Annotated in this window: 12 protein-coding genes and 1 pseudogene; 7 read left to right on the forward strand and 6 right to left on the reverse strand. The window is 68.7% G+C overall.

The annotated features are described in order from the left end of the window. From AC1DZ6_RS08750 to AC1DZ6_RS08760, 3 genes and pseudogenes are all read left to right on the forward strand, one after another. Nucleotides 1–803: pseudogene (locus tag AC1DZ6_RS08750) on the forward strand (hypothetical protein); the annotation flags it as partial. 12 nt (nt 804–815) lie between these two features. Beyond that, nucleotides 816–2063: a hypothetical protein gene (locus AC1DZ6_RS08755; RefSeq protein ID WP_477096805.1), complete on the forward strand. Its 1248-nt coding sequence runs from the start codon at nt 816–818 to the stop codon at nt 2061–2063. 121 nt (nt 2064–2184) lie between these two features. Continuing rightward, nucleotides 2185–3846, forward strand: a complete 1662-nt coding sequence (locus tag AC1DZ6_RS08760; RefSeq protein WP_477096806.1) for a GH35 family beta-galactosidase — start codon at nt 2185–2187, stop codon at nt 3844–3846. Nucleotides 3847–4003: 157 nt separating this feature from the next. Here AC1DZ6_RS08760 and AC1DZ6_RS08765 read toward each other — a convergent pair whose 3' ends face one another. Then, nucleotides 4004–4345 (reverse strand): endonuclease domain-containing protein, encoded by a 342-nt coding sequence (locus AC1DZ6_RS08765; protein WP_477096807.1) that lies wholly within the window; start codon nt 4343–4345, stop codon nt 4004–4006. A 166-nt stretch (nt 4346–4511) separates the two neighbouring features. Beyond that, nucleotides 4512–5402 (reverse strand): LysR family transcriptional regulator, encoded by an 891-nt coding sequence (locus AC1DZ6_RS08770; protein ID WP_477096808.1) that lies wholly within the window; start codon nt 5400–5402, stop codon nt 4512–4514. 192 nt (nt 5403–5594) lie between these two features. Here AC1DZ6_RS08770 and AC1DZ6_RS08775 point away from each other — a divergent pair, with 192 nt between their 5' ends. After that, nucleotides 5595–6329, forward strand: a complete 735-nt coding sequence (locus tag AC1DZ6_RS08775) for an SDR family NAD(P)-dependent oxidoreductase (RefSeq protein WP_477096809.1) — start codon at nt 5595–5597, stop codon at nt 6327–6329. Nucleotides 6330–6347: 18 nt separating this feature from the next. Further along, nucleotides 6348–6947: an NADPH-dependent F420 reductase gene (locus AC1DZ6_RS08780; protein WP_477096810.1), complete on the forward strand. Its 600-nt coding sequence runs from the start codon at nt 6348–6350 to the stop codon at nt 6945–6947. A gap of 29 nt (nt 6948–6976) precedes the next feature. Here the strand turns inward: AC1DZ6_RS08780 and AC1DZ6_RS08785 are convergent, their stop codons facing one another. The 4 genes from AC1DZ6_RS08785 to AC1DZ6_RS08800 form a co-directional block, all read right to left on the reverse strand. Then, nucleotides 6977–7645, reverse strand: a complete 669-nt coding sequence (locus AC1DZ6_RS08785) for a peptidylprolyl isomerase (protein ID WP_477096811.1) — start codon at nt 7643–7645, stop codon at nt 6977–6979. A 205-nt stretch (nt 7646–7850) separates the two neighbouring features. Continuing rightward, nucleotides 7851–8327, reverse strand: a complete 477-nt coding sequence (locus tag AC1DZ6_RS08790) for a DUF4345 family protein (RefSeq protein ID WP_477096815.1) — start codon at nt 8325–8327, stop codon at nt 7851–7853. 42 nt (nt 8328–8369) lie between these two features. Continuing rightward, a complete protein-coding gene (locus AC1DZ6_RS08795) occupies nt 8370–8780 on the reverse strand; it encodes a VOC family protein (protein ID WP_477096812.1) in 411 nt (136 codons plus the stop codon). Beyond that, nucleotides 8780–9175 carry a protease inhibitor I42 family protein gene (locus AC1DZ6_RS08800; protein WP_477096813.1) on the reverse strand — a complete coding sequence of 132 codons (396 nt, stop codon included), beginning with the start codon at nt 9173–9175 and terminating at the stop codon, nt 8780–8782. Before AC1DZ6_RS08800 ends, AC1DZ6_RS08795 begins: the two co-directional genes overlap by 1 nt. Nucleotides 9176–9394: 219 nt before the next feature. Here AC1DZ6_RS08800 and groES point away from each other — a divergent pair, with 219 nt between their 5' ends. Both groES and groL read left to right on the forward strand, forming a co-directional pair. Further along, nucleotides 9395–9685 carry a co-chaperone GroES gene (gene groES, locus AC1DZ6_RS08805; protein ID WP_007665932.1) on the forward strand — a complete coding sequence of 97 codons (291 nt, stop codon included), beginning with the start codon at nt 9395–9397 and terminating at the stop codon, nt 9683–9685. 61 nt (nt 9686–9746) lie between these two features. After that, nucleotides 9747–11393, forward strand: coding sequence for a chaperonin GroEL (gene groL / locus AC1DZ6_RS08810; RefSeq protein ID WP_477096814.1), 1647 nt, complete (start codon nt 9747–9749; stop codon nt 11391–11393). The last annotated feature ends 131 nt before the right edge of the window (nt 11394–11524 follow it).

Genomic DNA, 11524 nt, shown 5'->3' on the forward strand with positions numbered 1-11524 from the left:
GCGTGGTGGAGGTCGTCGGATCGCCCCGCCAGCTGGCCGGGCCGCGCCCGGACTGCGCGCCCGACGCGGTCCTGCGGGACGGCGTCTGTTTCGCGGCCGGCATCGCCGTGCTGGCGTCCCAGTCCGCCCTCAAGGAGCTGGACGTGATCGGCGCCAAGCGGCCGGTCGCGCCCGGCGCGCGGCTGACGACCAAGGAGACCGAGCAATATGTGCTCAAGCGCAAGAGCAAGGCGGGCTTCAAGGCCGACAAGCGCTGGTTCGACAAGTCCACCCTCTCGGCCCCGCCGGGCTGCGGCCTGACCAGCCCCGTCGATTTCGAGGTCGAGCCCGGCGACCGGGTTCACGAGCGGGCCCTGGCCGGCTGCGGCGCGCCGCCCGCGCCCGCGCCGGTGGCGATCTACGAGGCCTATGGCGCGAGCCTGCCCGTGGTCCAGGGCAACCGCCCCGGCTGCGCCGAGAAGGGCGAGCAACTGCTGGGCAACGCCTGCTTCACCGAGGTGATCGCCTGGATGCGCGCCCGCAAGATCCCCAAGACCGAAGCCCTGGTGCTGGAGCGGCCCGCCGGCCCGGGCGCGCGGATCAACAGCGGCGGCCCGATCAGCTATTCCTTCGCCGACGTCTGGGCCAACCCCGACGGCACGTTCAAGGCCGACCGCAAGCGCTCCTATTCGGCGCAGATCCGCTCGAACGGCTGCGCGAACGTCACCGACGACGGCCCCGAGGCCAGCGGGCTGACCCTGGTTCGTCGCGACGGCGGGGTGATGGCCCAGGCCTATCAGTGGGTGGCCTGCCCGGTGCGGTAGGGGAGCGGTTCGATGGACATGACGCGCAGGGGCGTGGCGACGGGCCTCGTGGCGGCGAGCGCGCTTCCGGGTCTGGCCCGGGGACAGGCCGCGCCGGCGGTCGCGGCGGCGAGCCCCCAGACCCGCCTGTTCCTGGAGGGCCGCTACCTGCCCGTATGGCGGGCCGTCCAGGCGGCGCCGAAGAATCCGGGCCTGCAGCAGATGGCGTCCTTCCTCGGCGACGAGGCCGCGGCCCTGGTCTCCGCCGGCCTGGGACCCGTGGACGACGCGCCCCTGCCGGCCGATGCGACCGCCCAGGACGCGTTGGCCGCCATCGTCGAGGCGGCGCGCGACCGCCGCGTGGTCATGCTCAACGAAGCTCACGTCGCCTCGCGCCACCGCGGGTTCCTGGCGCGGGTGCTCCGGGCCCTGCGGCCGCTGGGCTTCGACGTCCTGGCCGCCGAGGACTTCATCAACAGTCGAGAGCCCGGCGCGCCGAACGTGCGGAGCTACAAGGCCGGCGACGCCCTGAATCCGAGTTTCGGCTACTACCTTCACGACCCGGTCTACGCCGAGGCGGTCCGCGAGGCGGCCGGCCTGGGCTATCGACTGGCGTCCTACGAACAGCGGTCGGACCAGCGTGTGAGCGGCGAGGAGCGACTGGCCGCCATGGCGCGCCGCGAGACGGCCGAGACCGACAACTTCATCGCCGACGTTCTGACGCCGAACCCGGGGTCTCGGGTCCTGGTCCATTGCGGCTATTCCCACCTGCGCAAGACCCCCGACCATCGCGGCTCCTCGTGGTTCGCCGCTCGGTTGCGCGAGACGTCGGGGATCGATCCGCTCTGCGTCTCCCAGGCCTATACCGGTTCGTTCGCGCCCCACGGCGCCGATCCGCCGATGACGACGGCGGTGCTGGAGCGCTTCAGGCCCGTCGATTCGATCGTGGTGCGTGGAGCGGACGGCTGGATCGGAGCGCGATCGGCGGGGGCCGACCTGGCCGTGTTCCATCCGCCCCTGGCCGACGTCGCCGGTCGTCCTGGCTGGCTGGCGGCCGATCCCGCGCGCCGCCGGGTGGAGGTCGCCACGCCGGGCCCCCGCGAGGCGACGGTCGTTCTCCAGGCCATCCATGCGGTCGATCCCGACCTGGCCATCCCGGCCGATCAGTGGGTGCTGGCGCCGGACGCCGCCTCGGCCGTGCTGTTCCTGCGGCCCGGCGTCTATCGCCTGCGGCTGGAGACCGAGACCGGCTTTGTCCCGCTCAGGACGGTGACGGTCTGACCGCGACTAAAGTCTGACGCCTCTCGCCCTCTGCTGCGTTAGCGGTATCATCGGTCAAGGGCGCGACAGCACGCCGAGCCGAACGGGGAAGCGAATGAACCAGGGACCCTTCGAGCCTCGCGTGTCCCGCCGCGTCTCGCGCGTCGCCGGCGGACTGGCTGCGTCGCTGCTGTTGGCCCAGGCCGCCTTCGCCGACATGCCCCGCCTGGAAACCCAGGGCACGGCCCAACGGCTGAGCGTCGACGGCAAGCCGATCCTGGTGATCGGCGGCGAGCTGGGCAATTCCAGCGCCTCCAGCCGGGCCTACATGGCCCGGTACTGGCCCAAGCTGAAGGCGATGAACCTCAACACCGTGCTAGCGCCGGTGTCGTGGGAGCTGATCGAGCCGAAGGAGGGGGCCTACGACTTCGCCAGCGTCGACGACCTGCTGAAGGACGCCCGCGCCCAGGACATGCACCTGGTGCTGCTGTGGTTCGGGGCCTGGAAGAACAGCATGTCGACCTACGTCCCGTCGTGGGTGAAGCGTGACGACGTTCGTTTCCCGCGCGCCAAGGCGGCCCCCAATCCAGGGCAGGCTAACGGGGTCAGCCAGGAGATCCTCTCGGCCTTCGGGGCCAACACCCGCGACGCCGACGCCAAGGCCTATGCCGCCCTGCTGGCCCACCTGAAGGTCGCCGACGCCAAGGGCACGGTGTTGATGGTCCAGGTCGAGAACGAGATCGGCATGCTGCCGGTGGCCCGCGAATGGGGCCCCGAGGCCAACGCCGCCTGGGCCGCGCCCGTGCCGGCCAAACTGCTTCAGCGCTTGGCCTCCGGCGGGACCGCCATCGAGCCCGAGCTGCGCGCCCTGTGGTCGGCCCACGGCGCGAGGACCTCCGGGACCTGGGCCCAGGTGTTCGGCGACGCCGAGGCCGGCCAGGAGGTGTTCACCGCCTGGTTCTACGCCCGCTACACCGACGCGGTGACCCGGGCCGGCAAGGCGGCCTATCCGCTGCCGATGTACGTCAACGTCGCCCTGAACCGGGCCGGCAAGGCGCCGGGAGAGTATCCCAGCGGCGGGCCGCTGCCGCACCTGATCGACGTCTGGAAGACCGGCGCGCCCAGCGTCGACCTGATCTCGCCCGACATCTACTTCCCGAACTTCAATGACCTGGCGGGCCGCTACAAGCGCCCGGACAATGCGCTGTTCATCCCCGAAGCCAACAATGTCGGCGCGCCCGAGACGCCGGCCAACGCCTTCTATGCGATCGGCAAGCTGGACGCGTTCGGCTTCTCGCCGTTCCAGGTCGAGAACGCCGACCCCAAGGCGCAGGAGGCCGTGACCCAGGCCTATGGCGTGCTCAAGCAACTGACTCCGGCGATCCTGGCGGCCCAGGGGCTGGGCAGGATGTCGGGCTTCAAGCCGCGCGTGCTGGAGGACGGCACGGTGCTGGACCAGCCGGTCAGCCAGACGATCGGCGACTATCGCTTCACCGTCGGCTTCACCGATCCCTGGACGCCCAAGGCCGAGCAGAAGACCGCCGGCCATGGCGGGATGATCATCCAGATCGGTCCCGAGGAGTATCTGATGGCCGGACGCGGCCTGGTGGTCACCTTCGCGGGCGCCGGCGACGGTCCGGCCATCGCCGGCATCGACAGCGCCGTCGAGGGCGTGTTCGACGCCCAGGGCCGCTGGGTCGCCGGCCGCGTCCTGAACGGCGACCAGACCCACCAGGGCCGGCATATCCGGCTGGCGCCCGACCAGTTCCAGATCCAGCGGGTGAAGCTGTACCGGTATCGGTGAGGCGTGACGCCGCTTGTGCGCTAGTGGTCCTTCATCTGAACGTCTGAAGGTCGGCGTCAACTGGTGACAGCTTTCGAGCCATGGCAGTCGCTTCGAAGAAACCCTCTCTCTTTGAGAGAGGGAGGGACCCGCCGCGAAGCGGTGGGAGGGTGAGAGGTTACACCCTGTCCGAACGAAGCACCGCCAAGATGTAGTCCGCCGTTCCGCCGGGGTCGGTAAGGAGCCGGTCGTTGGGGAACCTCACCACGATGTATCCGAACAACTCCAGGACCTCGGTGCGGCGGGCGTCGTAGTCCTCCCGCCCGTCATGGGCCGGTCCATCCAGTTCCACGATCACCTTGGCCGCCTCSCAGACGAAATCGGCGAAGTAGCGGTCGATCGCGACCTGCCGCAGGAACCTGAACCCGCCCAGGCGACGATTGCGCACCAGGGTCCAGAGCGTCTTCTCGGCTAGGGTCTGGTCGCGGCGCAGCCGGCGGGCGTTAGCGGTCTTGTCCATGGCTGGAGCCTGGCCGGGCGAGGTGGGCCGATCAACGACAGGAATCGGGATTTTCCGGAAGCGCTGAAACCTCTCACCCTCCCACCGCCTGCGGCGGCGGGCCCCTCCCTCTCTCAAAGAGAGAGGGTTTCGTATCCACGGCAAGTGTCGCCGGCGCCCTGCCGCGTCAGTCGGGCGACAGCCCCGCGAGAAGCGGCCCGTACGCGGCGAGCCTGGCGGATATGAACTCGGTGAACAGCCGCACGCGCTTGGTCTTGCGGGTATCACCTTGCGTGAGAAGCCAGAGCGTTCCGTACAGGTGCAAGTCGGCGCCCGGAACCCTGGCCAGGAGGGGATCGGCGTCTCCGACGAAGCACGGCAGTGTCGTGATCCCGAGCCCTTGCCGTGCGGCGACGATCTGGGCCTCGGCGTCAGAGGTTCTGAAGGGAACCCCCGCGGTGCGAACCTCGCCCTCGCCGGCCCAGTCCGGAACGCCGTGAACGCTGATGACGATCCACCGGAGGGGATCCGGCGCGCCCGCGCGCCACGTGGCTAGCCGATCGCGGGACATGTAGACGCCGCCGAACACCTCCGGTCCCTTCAGGCCGTGAAGATTGAGCGGCAGGGTCTTGCGGTCGTAGACGACGCGGATTGCGACGTCGGCCTCCCGGTTGGTCAGATTCGCCAGTTCGCCGGACGATGCGATATCCATCTCGATGTCCGGATGCAGGCGCGCGAAATCGGCGAAGTCCGGCATCAGCAGGTGTGTCGCGAGGGTCGGCGCCAACGTCACCCGCAGAAGCCCGCGCACGCCCTGGTCGCGCCCGAAGACGCGCGTCTCCAGCTGGTGCGACGACGCTTCCATCTGGTTCGCGAGCTCTAGGACCTCCTCGCCCGCAACCGTCAGGCGGTAGCCCGAAGGCAGCTTTTCGAACATCTGCGCGCCCAGGCGTTCCTCGAGCTGGGCGATGCGCCGAAGCACGGTCGAGTGGTTCACCCCAAGGCGCCCGGCGGCGGCCCGCACCGAGCCTCCGCGCGCGACGGCGAGAAAGTAGCGAACGTCATCCCAGTCGATCATGGTGCGTTCCCGCGCCGCGCAGTGCGCCTTCCGCGGCCATCGCTAGCACATTCGCCAGCGTTACGGGGCATTGTCACAGCCGACTGGTTGGTTTTCGCACCACCGATGTGCGCGCTTTCGCACTCAACAGCGGCCTTGGGCGAGCCCACTTCCAACGTCTCGGGGGCCTCCCCGAACAAGGAAGAACACGTCATGACCAGACTGAATGGAAAGACCGCCGTGATCACCGGCGGCGCGACGGGCATCGGCCTCGCGGCGGCGAAGCGCTTCATCGAGGAAGGCGCCTTCGTCTTCATCTTCGGCCGACGGCAGGACGCGCTCGACGCCGCCGTGGCCGACCTCGGGCCCAACGCCCGCGCGGTGAAGGGTTCGGTCTCCGACCTGGCCGACCTCGACCAGCTCTACGCGGCGGTGAAGGCCGAGCGGGGGACCCTCGACATCGTCTTCGCCAACGCCGGGGCCGGAAGCCAGCTTCGGCTGGGCGAGATCACCGCCGAGCACATCGACGAAACCTTCGACACCAACGTGAAGGGGACGATCTTCACGGTCCAGAAGGCGCTGTCGCTGATGGGCCGGGGCGGGTCGATCATCCTGACCGGATCGAGCGCCGGCACGACGGGCGCCCCGGCGTTCAGCGCCTACAGCGCCAGCAAGGCGGCGGTGCGCAACCTCGCGCGGACCTGGGCGGAGGACCTGAAGGGCGCCGGCATCCGGATCAACGTGCTGTCGCCCGGCCCGACGGCGACCGAACTGGCCAAGGAAGCGTTGGGCGCGGAGGGCATGAAGGTGTTCGCCGCGATGAACCCGCTGCAGCGCATGGCCGATCCGGCGGAGATCGGGGCGGTGGCCGCCTTCCTCGCCTCGGACGACAGCAGCTTCATGACCGCCAGCGAAGTCGCCGTCGACGGCGGCCTGGCCCAGATCTGAAACCCAAAGGAAAACACCATGACCTACGCAATCATCGGCTTCGGCAAGATCGGCCAGGCCCTGGCCAAGGCGTTCGCCCGCAAGGGCCTCGAAGTCTCCGTCGCCACCACGCGCGATCCGGAAAGCTTCGCGGCCGATGCGTCCGCGATCGGCCCCACGATCATTCCCAAGACGCTGGCGGAAGCGGTCAAGGCGGACACGGTCTTCCTGGCCGTCCGTTTCGAGTCCCATCCAGATGTCGCCAAGGCGCTGCCGAGTTGGGAAGGCAAGACCGTCATCGACGCGATGAACGTGTTTCCGGGCCCTGAGGCGCTGGAGAGTCTTCCATCCTCCGCCGTCGTCGCGAAGGCGTTCGCCGGGGCCAAGCTCGTCAAAGGTTTCAATCACCTGCTCGCGGGCGCGCTGGCCACCGATCCGGTCGTCGAAGGCGGCCACCGGGTCGTCTTCCTGTCGAGCGACGACGAGGACGCGATCGCTCCCGTGGCGGCCTTGGCCAAGCAACTCGGGTTCGCGCCCATCGCGCTTGGAAAGCTCAACGCGGGCGGCGCGCTGGTTCACGCGCGCGGCCGCACCTGGGGTCCGCTGATCTTCCAGGACCTGTTCAAGAAGGAGCCGTGAGGGATTGACGGTCTCCCGCCGGGCTCGGCTCAGAGCTTCGGCGGCGCCGTCACGTCAGGACCCACGGGCGCGGCGATGCGGCGGGCAGAGGTGATCGGCACGGGCGGGTCGAGGATCTGGCCCTTCATCACCGGATTGATCGCCTTGCCGGGCGTCGGCAGGGCCAGGATCTTCTTGGCCACGTCCATGCCCTGGACCACGCGGCCGAAGGCGGCGAAGCCCAGGTTGTCGCCCGCGCCGGCGGGGTTGGCGTCCAGATAGGGCGCGTCGCCTATGCAGATGAAGAAGTCCGAGGTGGCCGTGCCGGGGGCGGTGCGGGCGATCGAGATCGTCCCGTCCACATGCTTGAGGCCCGTCTGGCTGGTGGGCTCGTGGGCCACCGGCGGCAGGGCGCCGATGCCCTGCAGGCCGCCCTGGATCAGGCCGTAGTCCACCGCGCCGGGCGCGCGCGAGGCGCGGAAGAAGGTCGCCTTGTCATAGAGCTTGCGGTCGACATAGCGCAGGAAGTTGGCGGTGGTCAGCGGCGCCTGGGCCACGGCCAGCTCGATGACGATCCGGCCCTGGGGGGTGTCGATGGCGACATGGACGGGCGGCTTGGGCGCGGGCGTCGGCGGGACGACCTGGGCGGCGGCCGGGAAGGCGGCCAGCAGGCCGGCGCCGATCAGGACGTCGCGGCGGGCGATGGGGCGATGGGTCATGGGGAGACCTTAGAGATAACCCTCTCCCATGGGGAGAGGGAGGGACCCGCGTTCGAAGAACGTGGGAGGGTGAGGGGGTAAAACGTCAGACGGCGCGCCGGCAGGATGTTCGTGAGAAAACGTCGAGGGTGTCACCCCTCACCCTCCCACGCTTTCAGCGCGGGTCCCTCCCTCTCCCCTCCGGGAGAGGGTTTCAAGAGGCGCCCTACACCAGCATCCCGTGCCCGCGCAGCACCACCAGCCGGCCGGCGTTGAAGAACGGCAGGGACAGGGTGATCGCGATCATCACCTCGAAGGCCAGGCTGCCCAGGTTGAAGCGGCCCCGGGACTTGTCGACCAGGGCCGAGACGGCGCGGCCCAAGGCGGCGCCCATCCAGGCCATGGCCAGGGCGAAGGCCATGGCCGCCCCGACGTGGGACTGGTAGCCCAGGAACAAGGCCGCGGCGGCGTGCGACAGGATCAGCAGGCCGCCCAGGGCCCGGCCCTCGGTCCTTCCGTCGATCTGGGCCCTGGTGGCGGGCGGAGCATCCTCGCCCACGGTTTCGTCCTCGCCGTCGTCCTCGACCTCCAGGGCGTTCAGCCCCAGCACAGAGCCGGGCCGGACCAGGGTCAGGCCGCCCAGCACCCCGCCGATCACGCAGGCGATCATCGCCAGGACAAGCGAAAGGCCGTAGCTCGAAATCGTCACTCTGGTCCGGTCTCCAACCGCCTGATCCTCATCGGCTCAGGCGGGCGCATGGCAAACGGCTTCGACATTCCGGCCGTCCGGGTCGAACACGAAAGCTCCATAGTAGTTGGGGTGATAATGCGGCCGAATCCCGGGCGCTCCGTTATCCTTGCCGCCAGCCGCGAGGGCGGCGGCGTAAAAGGCGTCGACCGCCGCGCGGGTCTGGGCCGTGAAGGCGATGTGCAGGGGGCCGGTCAGGGCTTGGTCCTCGCCGATCCAGAAGCTGGGCTTGCCGGCCTGGATGTCGCGGCCGTCGGCGCTGGGGCCGTAGCCCAGCACTTCAGAGCCGCCGGTGATCTCCGCGCCGACGCTCATCACCACGTCGATGCCCAAGGGCGCGAACGCCGCGTCGTAGAAGGCCCTCGACTTGGCCAGGTCGGCGACTCGCAGTCCGATATGATCGATCATCAGCGCACCCTTACATGGAACACGACCCTGCGGTCGCCGGGCTGGTCGGGCTCCCACGGCCGCTTGAGCGTGAAGGCCAGGTCGGTCTGGCCCCGGGCCGCGGCGGTGTAGCGGTAGACCGCGCGGACCGGCGCGCCCGGCGCCCGGGCGTCGGTCACGAAGCTGGAGCCGCCTTCCAGCAGGGGCGGGGCCTCGTGGTCCAGCCGCCATGCGTAGCCGGTTCCGGCGTTCAGCGGCAGGGCGATCTCCAGGTCCTGGCCGCGCGCCAGCTCGACCACGCCGGCGTCGGCGTCGACGTCGGTCACCGTGCGCAGCGGCGTCGGCGCGGGCGTGGCGCAGGCGGTCAGGAGGAGCAGGCTCGCCGCGATCAGGCCCAGGCTTGGGATCGTCTTCATGCCGCCGTCTTCCGTCCCTATCTCTGTCCGCCGCCGGAGGATCACCGGGGTCCGGAGCGGTTTCGCCCACAGCTAATCGGCGGCCGTCGTCCTTGACTCCCTACACCGCCGGTCCTAACTCCAGCCCGGCGTTGGCACTCGATGGGAGCGACTGCTAACAGCGACGCTCCCCGCTTGCCGACGAACCGTAATTCTAACCGTCCCGACGGAGAAGACCCTATGAAGTTTCGTCCTCTTGGCGACCGCGTCCTGGTGAAGCGTGTCGAAGAAGAAACCAAAACCAAGGGCGGGATCATCATTCCCGACACCGCCAAGGAAAAGCCGCAAGAAGGCGAAGTCGTCGCCGTCGGCCCCGGCGCCCGTAACGACAAGGGCGACGTCGTCGCTCTGGACCTGAAGGCCGGCGACAAGATCCTGTTCGGCAAGTGGTCGGGCAGCGAAGTGAAGGTCGACGGTGAAGACCTGCTGATCATGAAGGAAAGCGACGTCCTGGGCGTGATCGAGGCCTAACCGCCTCTCTCTCCTCTGACTGCTTTCGACCCCAGTTTCTCTTTTAGAAGGGCTCATACACATGGCCGCTAAAGACGTTTATTTCTCCTCGGACGCGCGCGACAAGATGCTGCGCGGCGTCAACATCCTCGCCAACGCGGTGAAGGTGACCCTGGGCCCCAAGGGCCGCAACGTCGTGATCGAAAAGTCCTTCGGCGCCCCGCGCTCGACCAAGGACGGCGTCTCGGTCGCCAAGGAAATCGAACTGGCTGACCGCTTCGAGAACCTCGGCGCGCAGATGATCCGCGAAGTCGCCTCGAAGACCAACGACAAGGCCGGCGACGGCACCACCACCGCCACCGTCCTGGCTCAAGCCATCGTGCAAGAAGGCCTCAAGTCGGTCGCCGCCGGCATGAACCCGATGGACCTGAAGCGCGGCATCGACAAGGCCGTCGCCATCGTCGTCGCCGAGATCAAGTCGTCGTCGAAGAAGGTCACCACCAACACCGAAATCGCTCAGGTCGGCACCATCTCGGCCAACGGCGACAAGGAAGTGGGCGACATGATCGCGCGCGCCATGGACAAGGTCGGCAACGAAGGCGTCATCACCGTCGARGAAGCCAAGACCGCCGAGACCGAGCTCGACGTCGTCGAAGGCATGCAGTTCGACCGCGGCTACCTGTCGCCATACTTCATCACCAACGCCGACAAGATGGAAGTTCAGCTCGAAGAGCCGCTCATCCTGCTGTTCGAAAAGAAGCTGTCCTCGCTGCAGCCGCTGCTGCCGGTGCTGGAAGCCGTCGTCCAGTCGGGCCGTCCGCTGGTGATCATCGCCGAGGACGTCGAGGGCGAAGCCCTGGCCACCCTGGTGGTCAACAAGCTGCGTGGCGGCCTGCGCGTCGCCGCCGTGAAGGCCCCGGGCTTCGGTGATCGTCGCAAGGCGATGCTGGAAGACCTGGCCATCCTGACCGGCGCTCAAGTCGTGTCGGAAGACCTGGGCATCAAGCTCGAGAACGTGTCGCTCGACATGCTCGGCAAGGCCAAGAAGGTCACCATCACCAAGGACGACACCACCATCGTGGACGGCGTCGGCGAGAAGACCGCGATCGAAGCGCGCATCACCCAGATCAAGCGCCAGATCGAAGACACCACGTCGGACTACGACAAGGAAAAGCTGCAAGAACGTCTGGCCAAGCTGGCCGGCGGCGTTGCCGTCATCCGCGTCGGCGGCTCGACCGAAGTCGAAGTGAAGGAAAAGAAGGACCGCGTCGACGACGCCCTCAACGCGACCCGCGCGGCCGCCGATGAAGGCATCGTCCCGGGCGGCGGCGTGGCTCTGCTGAAGGCCTCCAAGGCCCTGGCGAACCTGACCGGCGACAACGACGACCAGACCGCCGGCATCGCGATCGTCCGTCGCGCCCTGCAGGCCCCGATCCGTCAGATCGCCGAAAACGCCGGCGTCGAAGGCTCGATCGTGGTCGGCAAGGTGCTGGAAAGCGACTCGGCCACCTTCGGCTTCAACGCCCAGACCGAGCAGTATGTCGACCTGATCGCCGACGGCGTCATCGACCCGGCCAAGGTCGTCCGCACCGCTCTGCAGGACGCCGCCTCGGTGGCCGGCCTGCTGATCACCACGGAAGCCGCGATCGTCGAAGCCCCCAAGAAGGGTGGCGGCGCCGGTGGCCCTCCGGGCGGCGGCATGGGCGGCATGGGTGACATGGATTTCTAAGAAATCCATAAAGTTGCCCATCCCCCAAAAAGGGATCGGGATCGACATGTCGATCCCGAGCGGCGACATGGACTTCTAGTCCACGCTCACGCGCTAGACATGACGAAGGGCGGGGCCGAAAGGTCCCGCCC

Source organism: Caulobacter sp. P1_B12_2 (assembly GCF_056406675.1).

What these genes read in the sequence shown, in the direction of transcription:
- AC1DZ6_RS08780 (WP_477096810.1), top strand. Translation starts at nt 6,348, where the DNA reads ATGACCTACGCAATCATCGGCTTCGGCAAGATCGGCCAGGCCCTGGCC.
- AC1DZ6_RS08775 (WP_477096809.1), top strand. Translation starts at nt 5,595, where the DNA reads ATGACCAGACTGAATGGAAAGACCGCCGTGATCACCGGCGGCGCGACG.
- AC1DZ6_RS08800 (WP_477096813.1), bottom strand. Translation starts at nt 9,175, where the DNA reads ATGAAGACGATCCCAAGCCTGGGCCTGATCGCGGCGAGCCTGCTCCTC.
- AC1DZ6_RS08795 (WP_477096812.1), bottom strand. Translation starts at nt 8,780, where the DNA reads ATGATCGATCATATCGGACTGCGAGTCGCCGACCTGGCCAAGTCGAGG.
- groES (WP_007665932.1), top strand. Translation starts at nt 9,395, where the DNA reads ATGAAGTTTCGTCCTCTTGGCGACCGCGTCCTGGTGAAGCGTGTCGAA.
- AC1DZ6_RS08770 (WP_477096808.1), bottom strand. Translation starts at nt 5,402, where the DNA reads ATGATCGACTGGGATGACGTTCGCTACTTTCTCGCCGTCGCGCGCGGA.
- AC1DZ6_RS08755 (WP_477096805.1), top strand. Translation starts at nt 816, where the DNA reads ATGGACATGACGCGCAGGGGCGTGGCGACGGGCCTCGTGGCGGCGAGC.
- AC1DZ6_RS08785 (WP_477096811.1), bottom strand. Translation starts at nt 7,645, where the DNA reads ATGACCCATCGCCCCATCGCCCGCCGCGACGTCCTGATCGGCGCCGGC.